The sequence below is a fragment of the Coleofasciculus sp. E1-EBD-02 genome (genome assembly GCF_040218245.1).
GTDB lineage: Bacteria > Cyanobacteriota > Cyanobacteriia > Cyanobacteriales > Coleofasciculaceae > Coleofasciculus.
In genome coordinates this window covers 1-16,693 of sequence record NZ_JAVJQN010000193.1, presented here as the reverse complement: position 1 = coordinate 16,693, position 16,693 = coordinate 1, and the positions used below count along the sequence as shown (strand labels likewise).

Below are 16,693 nucleotides of genomic sequence, written 5' to 3'. Positions count from 1 at the left end.
AGGGTTTAGATGGCATTATTTCATTTTAGTTTAACCAATGAGAAATAAGATGTCAGGTCTTGGAGACGTTCCCTGGAAACGTCTCTACCGTTGTTAATCGTCGTTATCGTCATAAACGAAATCGGGCGGTGGTGGAATATCGGGAACCAGTTCAATCGTCATTCCTTGTTCAAACATGCAGGAATCTATATCCTCTTCGTCTAAGATTACCTCCCGATGCGCCCAAGCTAAACCTTGATTGGGAAGTTTTATTTCTATCCAGCCACCTTTGGTTTGTTTGCCTGTTATTGGTACTTGTTCTCTAGTTAAATAGGTAATCACATTATCGCGAAATGATGCGGGATCAGAACGAACATTTCCGGTAACAATCACTGAACAAGTGGCAGGTTCTGGCGATGGTTTAGGTTCAGGAGAGGGAGATGGAGATGGGGAGCGACTGGAAGTAGCGCCGTTGGGGGATTTTGTCGTTGTGGGAGAGGGTGTTGATGATGATACAACGGTATCGGTTGCATCGGTTGACGGTTGGACGGCGGCACGATTAAATAAACTAATCAGTAGCGCTAATGTAGCTAAACCGCCACCAATTCCTGCCCAAAGGAGGAGTTTATTGGAGGATTTAGAAACGGCGGGTTCAGGATTTAAGAAATTGCTAAGATTTGATGATACTTGGACGCCAGAAGTCGGTTCGGTTTCCGGTTCCTCTGGCGTTTGCATATACCATTCGGGGATAGAATTGGGTTTTAATGGGAGTCGATCCGGTTGATTGCCATTGGATGCCGTTGATTCTTGGGTTGGTTCAGGATTAATCGAGTCAAAGGTGGATGAGGGCGCGATCGCACTCTCCTGTTGTGGCGATGGAACCTCTGGCGGTGTGGAGGCGGAGACGGGTGGTGCTGGGGAATCAACGGGTTGATTGGGTGGGAAAGTATCTTCTAGTTGGGGTGATCCCTCTGTCGGCGTGAATGGCGGTATCGGGGGTGCTGGGGAATCAACGGGTTGAGTCGGTGGGAGACTCTCCTCGGCTGGAGGTAACACCTCCCCAGGTGCAGAAGCTGAAACAGTGGGTTCTGTAGGCTCAACTGATTGGGGTGACACCTCCATGGGTGTGGATACGTCGGTGGTTTCTTCTTGATCTCGTTGATCTCGAATGAGTGAAACAGAACGCCGACTTAGAGATTCTCTAATGTCTGTTCCTCCTGTTCTCTCGACGTCCCGATTACTATTGGGATTCGCCTGGGACGTTTGGCGGGATTGCTTTTGGTATAGAATTATTTGTTCGGTGTCTTTAATATCTTGATCTTTCAATCCTAAAGACTGTTGCAAATCTTTTAAGAGTTTACGAGACTTGGGGTTGAGTGAATTATCGGCTCGGAAAACTTCCCGAAACGCTTTTTTATATCGCTGTAATTTTTCCTGATACTCGCGATAGGGGGTTAAAACTTGGGCTTCTATCGCCGCACAATCGGCTGGAGTGAGATGTAGACTTTGGGCTAATGTATCCAGAGCCGAACGACCGCCAACAGAAATTTCACCCCCTCTGATCCAGCGCTGTGCTTCTTTACGATACTTTAAGGTGAGGCGATTCAGGGGAACTTGACTCAGTGCGATCGCTTGGTAAGGTTCGCTAGCATATAATCTAGGTTTTAAAGCGGGAGCAACAATTTTAAGCTGCTGAGAAACATAGTCATGAAGTTCCTTGACACAAATCCAATCATCATGATTGCGATCGGCTAGTCCTGTTGCTAGTCCTTCGATTAAGTAACGAGTGTAATCCGAGGGTTGAGATTGCTCGGATTGGTTGAAATAGGGAATGGAACTAAAACAGCTCATAAACGCCCACTTTTCACCCGTCATTTGTTGTTTTAACCCAACCTGATTATAGTCGTTTGCCGTTATTTCCCAATCCAAAATATTGCTACAGTAACCGTCGATAATCACAATATTCTGCGGACAGGGACTGTTGCGAAGTATATCCTGGATTAAACCAGCGGGAACAACGGTTGCCTTGACTAATTCTTTGAGAGAATTGTCATCAGTCATGCGAGTGGCGGTGATGCCAGTTCCTAAATAGACGGTATCATTATAATCTTGGATACATTGACCTGAGAAAAACAACAACACGACATCTTCCTCGTCACGCTTACTCAACAGCGTTTCGATAGTTTCCCGCATCACGGGAGGATTCGGATTGATCAGCGTTTCTATCTCGTCAAAAGAATACTGCAAAACACGTTGCATCGCTTCAACAGCGTTAACGGCTCCGGGTACGGGGTGAAAACCATAGCCGTACTCACTTACCCCAATCAGCAATGCTATTTTCACAACTGGTGATTCCCTAGACTGCTACAACGTTTTGTGCTGCCTAAATTACTCCCATCAAGATTTTTTCAGGCAATTGGTGACCCTAGGTTTAGACTCACAGGTTCCACTAAGCGGTTATACATTTTATCTGCTATAGTTATGGGTTTTGTCCGTTTTTGCGGAATCAACTGACCCCGTCCTTACACTGCAAACAGCCAGGATGTCAAGACAGACATTGAAATGTGTGTTAGCTTAGACTCTTAATGGTTGTCGTTGAATACACCCTCTTTAAACCTTTACTTCTGTTATATCCGGATAGACAGGCAGGTATCTACCGAAAGGCTAATTTTTTGGTCTATTTACAAACCTATACATTGATCGTAAACTATATTTTTATTTGTGGCTACCATCGCTTTTTTTCTTGTGACTAGAGTTTGTGGCAATTTGATAGCTAAGATAATATCCCCCTAAAGTATTGAACCAAAGGTTATTGTTTTTCAGTGGTTTACCCAATATCCAGGGACGGGGTATCTTATTTTAACCTCATAAAATTCACCCGATTGGAACTCTACAGCAACAAAAAAAAACCAGACAATGCCTCTATTAATTTGTAGTCAGAGTGTAATTAACACAACCCCAAAAATCATAATTGCTGCGCCAAGTGACCGTTCTTTGATGCCTTTTTCTTTAAAAATAAAATGCCCCAGCAGTACACTGAGTAAGACACTCATGCGCTTGACCGAAATGACATGAGCCACCAGTGTCATGTCAATCGCCTGCATTTGGAAGAGGACAGCCGTACCATGGAAAAGTCCAATGGGTACCAGAGAGAGTAAATTATGGCGGATTTCGGTTAAACGAGAATACGCCTTATATAACATGATCGGCGTCATCGCCGTTGCAATAAACGAATAATTCGCGATTGCCCAAAAAGTTGGGGAAGAATTTTGCACCCCAACCTTGTCAACGTTAGAGGTGATACTCCAAATAAACGCCACCAGGATCATCAGCTTCGGTCCCTTTTCCCGGAACAGAGATTTGAACGGCGCCAAGTAACCCTGCTTTTTTTCCTTCAAGTTCAAAATATAAGATCCGGCGACAATCAAGACCATGCCGATGGCATCCATGATTGTCGGATATTCTTGGACAATCAGCGGAGATGTGACTAATAAAAACAGGGGGGTAAACGTAATTAAAGGAACTGTGATCGATAAATCAGATACCTTGATCGCCTTAATATATAAAATCATCGAAATCACATTGAGACTGCCGCCAACGAGCAAGGCAAGTCCAAACCGATTCCCCAGTTCAGGGGTGTTAATAAAAAATAAAAAAGGCAGCAATAAGGGAAGTGTGAAGACAATTAACGACCACGAGACAATATAAACATTAATGGTTTTTAAACCATGTTTACTGGTGACATCCTTGAGCGATTCAAAAACAGCGGTTAGGGTAGCAAATATAAACCAAGTCATGGGCAATTGGAATTTATTGAATAACTACAATCTATGAAACTCATCATTTTTTGATGTATAACTTATGACTGATCAATCAGGACGGGTTTTGGTGAGCCGTTATCGGTCACCAGCCAGGGCGGGTTTTGTTTTTCAGTTATCAGTGATCAGCAAGCTTTAGTGGCTAAACCCGCCCCTACAGTAGCTAAACCCGCTCCGACAATTGACTCCGACAATTGACTGGAGACGTGCCATGGCACGTTTCTACAGAGGGCAGGTTATACTTTTATACTCAAAGGGAAACTTCCTCTGGTAGAATCAGGGCTTGCAGAGAAAAAGTATCCCAGATTACCAAAATCCCAAGGGCAAGCTGGGACAGTCAGTCATCAACTTGGTGCAACGGGCAAACTCGTCAACAACCCACCACTAAATCGGAGTACCGATTCTAGTGGGGGCTTGAAATACAGCCCTCGTTGACCAGGCTCAGGTAGCAATACCTACGTTTAAGGTAAGCGTTGTAGAGACGCGCCATGGCGCGTCTGTACCTACCTTGGAATGCGTAGCTAGTTCCAAGCTCTAGAAATCAGAAGTTAAACAGCCATTTGGGAGGCAGTGCTTTTGAGACAGTACCGACCTTAAACTTTGTCGAAGCTAACATTACCCGAAAGGAGACTCACGCTTTGAGTAAAGTTTTCGTTCTAGACACCAACAAACAGCCTCTTAATCCCGTCCATCCAGGTAGAGCAAGAATGCTGTTGTCTCAAGGGAAAGCTGCTGTATTCCGCCGCTATCCCTTCACCGTAATACTCAAACAGGAGGTGCTAAACCCCAAAATCGAACCGCTTCGAGTCAAAATTGACCCAGGAGCAAAAACCACTGGATTAGCATTAATCAACGACAATAGTGGTGAGGTTGTTTGGGTAGCCGAGTTACAACATCGTGGGCTTCAAATTCGGGATGCTTTAACTTCACGTCGTCAACTACGGCGGTCACGACGTAATCGTAAAACCCGCTATCGCAAACCTCGTTTTCTTAACCGTACCCGTCCCCAGGGATGGCTACCACCGTCTCTTAACAGTCGGGTGGCTAACATCCTGACGTGGGTGAAGCGTCTGTCATCACTGAGTCAAATTACAGCCATCTCGCAAGAGTTGGTACGATTTGATACACAACAGATGCAGGATGCAGAAATTAGCGGGGTGGGATATCAACAAGGGACTCTCTTCTGCTACGAAGTACGTGAGTTTCTGCTGGAAAAGTGGAACAGAGCTTGTGCCTACTGCGGCGCAAAAGACACGCCTGTTGAGATTGAGCATATTCAACCTCGGTCAAGGGGTGGTTCTAATCGTGTCAGCAACCTATGTTTAGCTTGTACGCCCTGCAATCAGAAAAAAGGGAATCAGGGTATCAAGGACTTTATCAACACCTCGGCTTCGCTCGGTGTTGACGCTCTCGCAAGTCGAAGCGTCAAGGGTAAACCTGACCTGCTTAAGCGAATCTTGGCACAAGCCAAAAGACCTCTGGCTGATACAGCCGCCGTCAATGCAACCCGATGGAATCTGTACGAAAATCTTCAGAAAACAGGCTTACCTGTTGAGGTTGGCACTGGTGGACGTACTAAGTACAACAGAACCATTCGAGGATTAGAGAAGACTCACTATTGGGACGCTGTTTGCGTTGGAGCATCAACACCAGAACAATTAATCACGTCAGGTGTTAAGCCACTGCTGATTGCTGCTAAGGGTCACGGAACCCGCCAACAATGTCGTACTGACAAGTGGGGCTTCCCGGTGCGTTATTGCTCTAGAACCAAATTTCACAAAGGCTTTCAGACGGGTGACATCGTGAAAGCTGTTGTCACTTCTGGCAAAAAGATTGGAACTTACGTTGGTCGAGTAGCCACTCGCGCCACTGGGAGTTTCAACATCTCAACACTTGATGGGCTAGTTCAAGGAATCAGTCACAAATACTGCACACATATTCACAAAAAGGATGGGTATTCATACATACAGTGATTTGGATATTTTAGGGGGTCAATCCCCCTAAAATATCCCTCGTTTCCTCCCGCCGCTAAAACATTGGCGGTACTCGCGGGAGCTTCGATATATCCGCCTCGTTTATAGCGGGGGTCTTCACGAGGAAGAAAGATGAAACGTAGAAAATTTGTCGGGAATGCTGTCATTGGTGCAACAGGCACCGCCGCCTTAGCGGGGTGTCGCCCAACCGCCACTAATTCAGGGGCGCAAAGCGGTAGCCAACCCCGAATTCGATGGCGCATGGCAACGAGTTGGCCCCAATCGTTGGATACTATTTTTGGCGGCGCAGAAACCATGAGCCAGCGTGTCAGTGAAATGACCAATGGACGGTTCACGATTAAGCCCTTTGCTGCTGGTGAAATTGTACCCGGATTGCAGGTGCTAGATGCGGTACAAACTGGCACGGTGCAATGTGGTCACACCGCCAGCTATTATTACATCGGCAAAAACCCAGCTTTGGCATTTGGCACAACTGTTCCCTTTGGTTTAGACGCCCAACAACAGAATGCCTGGTTATACCATGGCGGTGGTTTAGAGGCGATGCACAAGCTTTATAGTGACTTCGGCGTGATTAACTTTCCGGCTGGGAATACGGGAACTCAGATGGGCGGCTGGTTTAAGCGGGAAGTTAACTCGGTGGCGGAACTCCAGGGTTTGACCATGCGGATTCCTGGGTTAGGGGGTGACGTGATGTCCCGGTTAGGGGTCAATGCCCAAGTTTTACCCGGTGGCGAGATTTACCTAGCATTGGAACGGGGGGCAATTGACGCGGCTGAATGGGTGGGTCCTTATGATGACGAGAAACTCGGCTTGCATCAAGCGGCTCAACTCTACTACTATCCCGGTTGGTGGGAGCCAGGAGCAACCTTAGAAGTGCAAGTGAATAAGGCAGAGTGGGATAAATTGCCCAAAGAGTATCAGGAAGTCTTCAAAACGGCAGCCATGGATGCCAACCTAAATATGCTGGCACGGTATGATGCCTTAAATCAACAAGCCCTAGGAAAACTGCTGGAGGCTGGGGTGAAGCTGACGCCCTATTCTCAAGAGATTATGCAAGCGGCTCAGAAGGCATCCTTTGAGATATATGAGGAGAATGCTGCTCAAGATAGTACGTTTAAAGAGGTTTACGAGCAGTGGAAGGGCTTTCGCGAACAGATTTACCAATGGCATCAGGTGAATCAACTTAGTTTTTCTAATTTTGTGATGGCGAGTCAGGGATGAGGACGTTTTGAGTGTGTAGGGACAGGTTTAGGAATTTTCGGCTTGGTTATTAGTGGTAACATTTGTGCAAAATCCGCCCTGACTTAGTGTTGAGTGTGTAGGGGCGGGTTTAGGAATTTTCGGCTTGGCTATTGGTGGTAACGTTTGTGCAAAACCCGCCCTGACTTAGTTGTGAGTGTTGAGTTTTGAATTTTGAGACACCCTCATCGCCCCCAGCTTCCCCAGCTTTCCTTAACCCCAGATGAAAAAACTAAATCCGCCCCGACACTGAGAACCGCTATAATAAATCCGCCTTTCCCAAATATGTCATTGATGAGGTGTGAACGATTGAAGTTTAAACAGTCTACTATGCGGCACTATCCGTTAAAACGCTCTACTCTAAAAAAACCAGGATTTGACTGGGTTCAGATTGCTCTGTTGGTTTGGATTGGTGTCTTAGGGGCGGCTGAACGTGCCGCCGCTCACCACCCGGTTGGGGGTAGAACCCCTGCCAATATCTGGGAAGGGTTGCTCTCTGGATTCGCGCACCCAGTTATCGGATTTGACCATTTGGCGTTTGTTGTGGCTGTGGGTTTATTAGCCGCGAATCTTGTTCGGGGTGGTTTTATTCCCGTTGCCTTTTTGTTAACGGCAATGGTAGGTACAGGGATTCACCTGTTAGCGATTGACTTGCCGATGACTGAACTGGCAATTGCCGCTTCGGTGGTTCTGTTTGGGGCAATGCTGATAGGGCAATACCGTCTCGATTATAAAGTGTTAACTGGACTGGCTGCGATCGCGGGATTGTTTCATGGTTATGCTTATGGAGAAGCCATTATTGGTGCCGAGATGAATCCGATAGCGGCATACCTGCTGGGATTTACGCTCATTCAAGGGATTATTGCTTTCGGCGCGATGATGGCAAGTCAACTTATCCTCAAGCGATGGAGTGAGAATGCATTGGCTATCCTGCGGGTTTTCGGCTTGGCAATTTGCTCAGTGGGAGTCATGTTCCTAGCAACTGCCATTGTCGGTTGACATCTCCACTCCTTAAAAGAGAGTGGATTCTGAGCTGATGTTACGCCTCGGTCTTAAGACGCGAGGCTTCACATTTCTCACGGTATGATCGTTTTAGGTTGGAAAACAGGTCATACCGTTTCGGTTCTGTATTGAGTTCCAAAAGTTGCCACACGTCTTTTCTGCTCAAAGAACCAATGACAAATGACAAATGACTAATACATTTCCGCCTCAAGCTGACTCAGTGGCACAAAACACTCTTGCGGTAAAAGAATCGGTTTCGCCCGAAAAATCAACTTGCCACGATAGGTAAAACGGTCAATTGCCACACCCATGGGACGTTGGGTCAGGTGGGGATGGACTTCATAATAGGTATGGTATATCTGCCGAGCGGCTCTGAGAAGACCCGGGTCTAACAACATCGGTAACCCTGTCCGAGTGTCTTGATACTCTTCTTGCCATTGCTGTGATGTGTATACCACCCGCCTAACCCTATTGTTTAATTCACCACCATGATTCTTGTCGGACGTTTCGCTGTAGAGCGAGTCGCTGCGCTCCTGGTTAACTTAACTTATGGCTGTTTGAGAATCTCAATCAAAGCATTTCCCATCTCCTGACAACCGACAAGCGTCATTCCTGCTGACATAATATCCCCTGTACGGTTACCTTTCTCTAAAACTTTAAAAACGGCTTGCTCAATTTGGTCAGCCGCCGTTGGTTGATTCAACCCATAGCGTAGCATCATCGCCGTACTCAAGACTTGAGCCAAAGGATTTGCCTTATTTTGTCCCGCAATATCCGGCGCGGAACCGTGAACGGGTTCAAAAACGCCGGGTTCTTTTTCCCCTAAACTGGCAGAGGGTAACATGCCAATACTTCCGGTGAGCATCGCCGCCGCATCAGAAAGCACATCTCCGAATAAATTGCCCGTGACAATCGTATCAAACTGCTTAGGTGCCCTGACTAACTGCATGGCAGCATTGTCAACATACAGATGAGATAACTCCACATCCGGATACTCAGCCGCTAATTGAGTCATGCGATCGCGCCATAATTGAGATACCTCGAGAACATTAGCTTTATCGACAGAACAGAGTTTACCCTGGCGTTTCTGTGCCGTTTCAAATGCGACTCGTCCAATGCGGTCAATTTCGGCTTCCGTATACGCCATCGTATTTACACCGCGCTTTTCCCCCGTTTCAGTGGTAAAGATACCCTTCGGCTGACCGAAATAAACCCCACCTGTCAATTCTCGCACCACCATAATATCCACCCCGTCAACCACCTCCCGTTTCAAGGTTGAGGCATCAATGAGTTGGGGTAATATAGTGGCAGGTCGCAAATTGGCAAATAAACCTAATCCTGCTCGTAATCCCAACAAACCCGTTTCGGGGCGTTGATGGCGCGGCAGGTTATCCCATTGATAACCGCCGATGGCAGCCAGTAAAACAGCGTCGCTATGGCGACATTTTTCCAGGGTGTCAGTCGGTAGGGGTTCCCCAGTAGCATCAATTGCCGCCCCTCCGATTAAGGCTTCAGTGAATTCAAAGCTAAGGTCGAACTGTGCGCCAATCACCTTTAACACATCTACCGCGACTGCCATAATTTCTGGACCAATGCCATCACCGGGCAAAAGGGTAATGCGGTAGTGCTGCTGTGCCATAACTTATATTGTGTAATCCTGTGGACAATCTGAACAAGTGTACGCCTGAACCATGCAACTTGACCAAGCAGTCTCTTATCATAACGGCTAATTGACCCCCCTGACTGGAATTGGTTTCAATTTTTTAAGTTCATCGGGAAAATGGGGATTGAGGATTAGGGAAGAGGAGAGAACAGGAAGAAAGATTTTCAGTGATCAGATGTTGATCATTCGCTCATCGATAACAAGCTGGAGGATGTCTAAAACTCATTAAGTTGGAACGATATAAGCTTTTACTACGGAGATTGAGATTACGATGGCATTGAATTTAGTGAACCAACTGGGCGAATGGAATCCCCAGTTATTTCGGGAAATCAAAGGACGGCTGAAACCCCGCAATATTTTAATTGCTGTCGCCATGTCTTTCCTGGGACAGTTACTGCTGCTGATGGTTTTCGCGGGTCAATTACCTGTGGCTAAGGATACCATGACGGTTTACAACCGTTATTGTACAGGGTCAACTGAGGAATACTCGAGGGTTCCCGCCTGTCTATTCGATGGGTCAGGTGGGTTTGTGATTAATTGGTCACTCTGGTGGCAGGATGTATTTTTGGGACTCAGCCTAATCGGTATTTTTGCCCTGTTAGTCGTTGGCACTTATATGCTGATTAGTGATTTGTCTCAGGAAGAACGTCGGGGTACGCTGAATTTTCTACGGCTGACTCCGGGTTCAACGCTGAGTATTTTAGGCGGCAAATTATTGGGAGTCCCCCTGTTACTTTATCTAGTCGCTGCCCTAGCCTTGCCCTTGCATCTGGTGGCGGGTGTGGCAGGTCGCATTGGTTTGAGTCAAATTTTAGCTTTCTACACCGTTCTAGGTGCTAGTTGCCTATTCTTTTTCAGTGGGGCGCTACTTTTTGGCTTAGTCGGTAATTGGTTGGGAGGTTTTCAAGCTTGGTTGGGGGGTGGGGCAAGTCTCCTATTCCTATCGATTATCACCAGTGTGATTCACGGGGGTGTGAATCATTACCCCACGGATTGGCTGACCTTATTTAATCCGGCAATTTTGTTACCGTACCTGATTGATTCGAGTTCTCTAGATGTCGTTAATACGTATCCAAACGGTGATTTTTGGGACTTGCGTTGGTTTTATCTCCCCATCGGAAAGACAATCTGGATGATGGCGGGATTTGCTATTCTCAATGCGGGTTTATGGAGTTACTGGATTTGGCAGGGGTTAAATCGAAATTTTCACAATCCTACGGCTACCTTACTGAGTAAACGACAAAGTTATCGGTTAACGGCTTGCTTTGAAGTGATGATTCTCGGATTTGGCTTAAATCCTCAGGTACATGAATGGAGAACCTATGCCGAAGGATTGTTTGAGAATCTAGAAATCCTGCTGGTGTTTAACTTGATCCTGTTTTTAGGGTTAATCGCCGCGTTGAGTCCCCATCGTCAAACGATGCAAGATTGGGCGCGTTATCGCCATGCCAAACGCTCGTCCCGCAAGGCTGGAATTATGGCAGACTTAATCTGGGGCAAAACCAGTCCCGCCCCTGTGGCGATTTTCTTGAATTTAGCGATCGCGTCTGCTATTTTACTGCCATGGATTCTGCTGTGGTCGCCCAGTGAATACAAGACACCCGCGATTTTGGGGCTATTAGTAACCGTCAGTCTCATTGTTTTCTATGCTTCAATTGGACAGCTTATGCTGTTGATGAAAACACCGAAGCGGGCAGTTTGGACAGCAACGGTGGTTGGTGGACTGATTATCTTACCGCCGATTATTCTGGAAGTCTTGTCCATGTCCCCATTAGTAAAACCTGCGGTATGGCTATTTTCGGCGTTTCCTTGGGCTAGCATCCAATATGCGGCGGGAACATCAGTATTATTCGCCCTCTTTGGTCAATCCCTGGCATTAGTCTTGTTGAATCTGCAACTAACGCGACAGTTGAAAAAAGCAGGTGAGTCTTCGACCAAAGCCTTACTATCTGGGCGGATGCCCTTAGAGATTCAGTAATTGAATCATCATTGTATTGTAGAGACGTAGCATGCTACGTCTCTACAGCTAAAATTGTTTTGGCTAGACCCTTGGAAGAAAACCCAGAAAACCTGCATAATGCAAAAAATCCGTCAATTGGTCATTCTACCATTACTAACTCTTTTCGCGATCGCCACCCTCAGCAGTTGCGGTGGTGATAGTGCAGAATCAGGAGCGATTCGAGTTGGCTCAAAAGATTTTGCTGAACAATTTATCTTAGGAGAAATGTATGCGCTGGTATTAGAAGAGGAAGGCTTTCCTGTAGAACGCAAACTTAACTTAGGGGGGACTCAGGTGACTCATGAGAGTCTCAAATCGGGAGAAATTGATTTATATCCAGAATATACAGGGACTGGATTGATCACAATTTTGAAGCGTCCTCGGAATAGCGATTCCCAAGAAGTCTATGAAATCGTTTCCCAGGAGTATGCGGAACAGTTTAATTTAGAGTGGCTGGAACCCGCACCCATGAATAATACATACACGCTGTTTATGACGCCCGATGATGCCCAAGAGTATGGAATTGAAACGATTTCTGATATAGTTCCTCAAGCTAATGAACTGAAGATGGTTGGCACCTATGAGTTCCAAGGGCGTCCTGATGGATTATCTGGGCTGAAGCAAGTATACGGTGATTTTAAACTAGCAGAGTATAAAGCTGTGAACGCCGCATTGAGGTATCAAGCCTTGGCTCAAGATCAAGCTGATATTGCCGTTGGCTTTGCCACAGATGGAGAAGTCAGCGCTCTGAATTTGGTTAGACTGGAAGATGACAAAAATTTCTTTCCTCCTTATGAAGTTGCGCCCGTTGTGCGTCAGGATGTCCTAGAAGAAAACCCAGAAATTGCCACGATACTCAACAAGCTTTCGGCAACAATTACAGATGAGACAATGCAACGTCTCAATTACCAGGTAACTGGGAAACAACGGGAACCGGGTGAGGTAGCGAAAGAGTTTCTCGTTGAACAAGGATTTCTGGAATCTAATAACTAGGGTGAACTCTAGTTAGAAGTTGCTGAATCAGTATTGGGGTGAGGGGAGGGAACAGGGAACAGGGAAAGTCAGTCCGCGTAGGCGGACTTTGTTTGTGTAGAAGCGATTTTAATCGCCGTGGCAAAAGGAAGTCACTATTAAAGGTTGGCATGAATGGTTAACGTCAAGGGATGCATTTGGGGAAAGTCTTGCTGAATAATTCGGATAACTTTTTGTTGATTAGTCTTATTTTTTACAATAAATTGGGCAGTGCCATCGCCTTGAGAACCAACACCCTTGCCCCCTAAAATATAAGGTTGAATCGGCTCATAATTGAGCAGTTGGTGCAAAACGGGAGCTGTCAATTGTTGGGAACAAGCGGGGATGAGATAGCGATCAAATTCAGATTGAGCCTTTGTCATCAACTGACCCAGCTTGGGAGCATCTCCTGCTTGCAGTGCTTCAACCGCTTCTTGAGTAATTTGATAACTAATAGTGCCGAGATAGTGCTGTACATTCTTCTGTACGTTATCAGTACCAAAGGGATAACACTGATTCAGCCGACTGAGGATTTCTTGGGTATTTTTACTCGCGCCCAGATCAACAATGACAAAAAACAAATCTTTTGGAACATTTAGCTCGATAATATCCGCCGATGCGCCATCAAAAATTATGGCAATTGGTTGATTCCCATAAGCGCAGGCTTGATCCATACGTCCGCAGCGAGAAGGTGTAGTTGTCTCACCCAGATAAGCATATTCCATTTCGCCTCGCCGATTCATTTTCAGATCATATAAATGATTAAAGGCGCGTGCGACTAAAACGCAAATAGCGGCACTGGATGATAACCCTTTCTGTATGGGTAAATCAGTGCAATAGTTATCGATTTCTACGCCACCTACTTGGAAATAGGTAAGAAAATGATAAGCGACGCCAGCCGCATAACTGCAAAATCCTCCCTTTTGGGCTTCAGCAAGGAGAACAGAGCGTTCCATGGGCAACTGAATGGGTTCTGGACGAATACCATCACTCAGGGAAGCGTGAAGAATGAAATGAGTAGGGTGGGGCTTGACGTTGGCATAGAGTCCCTGGTTGGTTCCTGTGATAATGGTGTAGCCTTTTCCAAGCTGAGGATTCAGGCGGCGGTAGCCTCCCGCCCAATCGCTGTGTTCACCAAACAGACAAAGGCGACCTGGCACAAACAGTTTCATTCATAACCCCTATAATTATTGCGATCGCTATTAATAGAGTACTCTGGAGGTTAACGTATTGGCGCGATCGCTTCTGGTCGTGCTATTCAAATTTGTTGTACCTCTGATATCTTAAGTAAAAAAATATATAGAGAAAACCGACTATGCAACTCCCAAATAGTCCGCAGGCTCCAGCTATGTTACAGATGATCCACTGGATCGCCAACCCATTTTCCTACATGGAAGCCTGTAGCCAAAACTATGGTGACATCTTTACTGTTCCACTAGGCAGAAAATTTGCCCCTCTCGTTTTTGTTAGCAATCCCCAAGCGCTTCAGCAGATTTTAACCAGCGATACTAAAGAGTTTGATGCTTCTGGAGAGTACAATGAGCTATTTGAACCCATGTTGGGTAACCAATCGGTGATCACCTTAAGTGGGAAGTCTCATCGCCGTCAGCGTCAGCTCATGATGCCTCCCTTTCATGGAGAACGAATGAAAGCTTATGGAGAATTAATTACCGAGATCACAGAGCAAGTTGTACACCAGTGGGAAGTTGGGAAATCCTTCTCTGTTCGTTCGTTCATGCAGCAAATCTCACTACGGGTAATATTACAGGCTGTGTTCGGCTTATATGAGGGAGAGCGTTACCATAAACTTGAGCAACTTCTAAGTATGATGCTTGACCAAAGCAGTACCCCTGGCAGGGTCAGTGCGCTTTATTTTCCCATCCTGCGACAAGATTTAGGGGCATGGAGTCCTTGGGGACGCTTTTTGCGCCAACGACAGCAAATTGACCAACTCATCTCTGATGAAATCAATGAACGTCGAGACCAACCGGACGATTCTCGTACAGACATCTTGAGTATGCTCATGTCTGCCCGTGATGAAGCGGGACAACCCATGACTGATACGGAGTTACGAGATGAATTAATGACGTTGTTAGTCGCAGGTCACGAAACCACAGCGACGGCTCTAACTTGGGCGTTGTACTGGATTCACAAGCTGCCAGAAGTACGCCAGAAGCTGTTAGAGGAACTGGATAGTTTAGATAACCCAGACCCCAGTACCCTGTTTCGCTTGCCCTATTTAAATGCCGTTTGCTCAGAAACCCTGCGGATTTACCCAGTGGGTATGTTGACCTTCCCACGGGTGGTGCGATCGCCTGTGGAGTTAATGGGGTATCAACTTGAACCCGATACAGTCTTGGTGGGCTGCATCTATTTGACCCATCAACGGCAGGATTTATACCCTGAACCGAAACAATTCAAGCCAGAACGTTTTCTCGAATATCATTTTTCTCCTTATGAATATTTGCCGTTTGGCGGTGGCGCACGGCGTTGTATTGGTATGGCGTTTGCTCAATTTGAAATGAAAATAGTACTCGCCAAGATTTTGTCCAGTTGTGAATTAGCGCTAGCGAATAACCGTCCCGTGCGTCCTGTGCGTCGAGGATTAGTTTCAGCCCCCACCGATGTGCAATTGGTGGTTACAAGTCAGCGGGTTCAGAGGACTCCAACTCCGGAAACCATTTCTGTTTGATCGAACACTGTTCTCGAATTATTCATTTCAACGCTACTGATAAACTTAGGGTAGACAATGCTAACCCTAAGTTTACAATAAATCGATATTTTAAGTAGGTGGACACAATAAAAGCTAACGGTGGAGAACTCGCTACCCTTGAGAAGCAAGCTACGTCCTTTGTAAGGGTTTGAGGCTTGTTTACAAAACTTAGTACAGTGCCGTTTTCTTTTGTCCGACTACTTATCTCTAACTAAACGATTGAAACTTAAAAAGCCAAGAAAACCTCTTCCTTCTGGTAGATTCAACAAATCCTTCAGATTCATTACGATCTGGAAAATATCAATACCTCTACCTTATGGAAACTTATGATGTCATCATCATCGGTGCGGGTCATAATGGTTTAGTCTGTGCAGGTTATTTGCTCAAGTCTGGTTACAGCGTTTTGCTACTCGAAAACCGCTCTGTCATAGGTGGAGCCGCTACAACGGAGGAAGCTATGCCGGAAGAAGCGCCGGGCTTCTACTTTAACCTGTGTGCGATCGATCACGAATTTATTCACCTAGGACCAGTTGTTGAAGAACTAGAGTTAACCAAGTTTGGACTTGAGTATCTATACTGCGATCCCACTATTTTCTGTCCTCATCCTGATGGCAAGTATTTCTTAGCTCATCGCTCCGTTGAAAAGACTTGTGCAGAAATCGCTCGCTATAGCCAGCGTGATGCCCAGAAGTATCGAGAGTATATGGACTTTTGGCATCGCCTGATTCAAGCCATTACTCCTATATTCAACGCTCCCCCTAAATCGATTATTGATATTTTAGGGAACTATGGGTTGCATAATCTGCAAGACATGCTTTCATTGCTAGGAGGCGTGGATAAAAGCCTGGACTTGCTCCGTACCATGCTGACAAGTCCTAAGGATTCATTAAATGAGTGGTTTGACTCCGAATTTGTCAAAGCCCCCTTAGCTAGACTTGCCTCTGAACTGGGGGCTTCTCCGGCTGAGAAAACGATCGCGATGGGGGCGATAATGATGGCACTCCGTCATGACCCCGGTACCGCTAGACCGCATGGGGGTACGGGTGCCTTAGTCCAAGCCTTAATTAAGCTGGTGAACCATCATGGAGGCACTATCTTATGCGATCAGCCTCGACTAGGTGCCACGGTCTTGCACTTTGCACCGATGGGAACTCAATGGTAAAATACAATCTTATAGTATTAGTATCGCTGGTGGTCATCGTCTTATCGATATTGTTGACTTAATTGGTAAGAAATCGGGTAACGAATAGCTATGACGACGATAACTTATTGCAA

11 protein-coding genes and 1 pseudogene are annotated in these 16,693 nt (G+C 46.1%); 7 read left to right on the top strand and 5 right to left on the bottom strand.

Annotated features, from left to right (window positions below; all coding sequences use genetic code 11):
* Positions 1–93: 93 nt before the first annotated feature.
* Together RIC07_RS29925 and RIC07_RS29920 are read right to left on the bottom strand one after the other, a co-directional pair.
* Positions 94–2,322 carry a caspase family protein gene (locus tag RIC07_RS29925; protein WP_446397693.1) on the bottom strand — a complete coding sequence of 743 codons (2,229 nt, stop codon included), beginning with the start codon at positions 2,320–2,322 and terminating at the stop codon, positions 94–96.
* A gap of 593 nt (positions 2,323–2,915) precedes the next feature.
* Positions 2,916–3,776: an EamA family transporter gene (locus RIC07_RS29920; protein ID WP_446397692.1), complete on the bottom strand. Its 861-nt coding sequence runs from the start codon at positions 3,774–3,776 to the stop codon at positions 2,916–2,918.
* A gap of 659 nt (positions 3,777–4,435) precedes the next feature.
* Between RIC07_RS29920 and iscB the strand changes: the two genes are divergently transcribed.
* From iscB to RIC07_RS29905, 3 genes are all read left to right on the top strand, one after another.
* Positions 4,436–5,770: an RNA-guided endonuclease IscB gene (iscB, locus tag RIC07_RS29915; protein ID WP_446397691.1), complete on the top strand. Its 1,335-nt coding sequence runs from the start codon at positions 4,436–4,438 to the stop codon at positions 5,768–5,770.
* A gap of 132 nt (positions 5,771–5,902) precedes the next feature.
* Complete coding sequence (locus tag RIC07_RS29910) at positions 5,903–7,012, top strand: TRAP transporter substrate-binding protein (RefSeq protein WP_446397690.1); 1,110 nt, start codon at positions 5,903–5,905, stop codon at positions 7,010–7,012.
* Between the two features lie 327 nt (positions 7,013–7,339).
* Entirely contained in the window at positions 7,340–8,029 is a 690-nt protein-coding gene (locus RIC07_RS29905) for a HupE/UreJ family protein (protein ID WP_446397689.1), read from the top strand.
* 194 nt (positions 8,030–8,223) lie between these two features.
* Here the strand turns inward: RIC07_RS29905 and RIC07_RS29900 are convergent, their stop codons facing one another.
* A complete protein-coding gene (locus RIC07_RS29900; RefSeq protein WP_044210808.1) occupies positions 8,224–8,490 on the bottom strand; it encodes a hypothetical protein in 267 nt (88 codons plus the stop codon).
* Positions 8,491–8,579: 89 nt separating this feature from the next.
* Positions 8,580–9,671 (bottom strand): 3-isopropylmalate dehydrogenase, encoded by a 1,092-nt coding sequence (leuB, locus tag RIC07_RS29895; protein WP_446397688.1) that lies wholly within the window; start codon positions 9,669–9,671, stop codon positions 8,580–8,582.
* Between the two features lie 295 nt (positions 9,672–9,966).
* Here leuB and RIC07_RS29890 point away from each other — a divergent pair, with 295 nt between their 5' ends.
* Positions 9,967–11,673 (top strand): ABC transporter permease, encoded by a 1,707-nt coding sequence (locus tag RIC07_RS29890; RefSeq protein WP_446397687.1) that lies wholly within the window; start codon positions 9,967–9,969, stop codon positions 11,671–11,673.
* A 99-nt stretch (positions 11,674–11,772) separates the two neighbouring features.
* Entirely contained in the window at positions 11,773–12,687 is a 915-nt protein-coding gene (locus RIC07_RS29885; protein WP_446397686.1) for a glycine betaine ABC transporter substrate-binding protein, read from the top strand.
* A 137-nt stretch (positions 12,688–12,824) separates the two neighbouring features.
* Here the strand turns inward: RIC07_RS29885 and RIC07_RS29880 are convergent, their stop codons facing one another.
* On the bottom strand, positions 12,825–13,877 hold the full coding sequence (locus tag RIC07_RS29880) for a mevalonate kinase family protein (protein ID WP_446397685.1): 1,053 nt from the start codon (positions 13,875–13,877) through the stop codon (positions 12,825–12,827).
* A 143-nt stretch (positions 13,878–14,020) separates the two neighbouring features.
* On the opposite strand from RIC07_RS29880, the gene RIC07_RS29875 reads away from it, so the two are divergent.
* Both RIC07_RS29875 and RIC07_RS29870 read left to right on the top strand, forming a co-directional pair.
* A complete protein-coding gene (locus RIC07_RS29875) occupies positions 14,021–15,397 on the top strand; it encodes a cytochrome P450 (protein WP_446397684.1) in 1,377 nt (458 codons plus the stop codon).
* Between the two features lie 337 nt (positions 15,398–15,734).
* A pseudogene (locus tag RIC07_RS29870) lies at positions 15,735–16,526 on the top strand (phytoene desaturase family protein); the annotation flags it as partial.
* Positions 16,527–16,693: the final 167 nt, after the last annotated feature.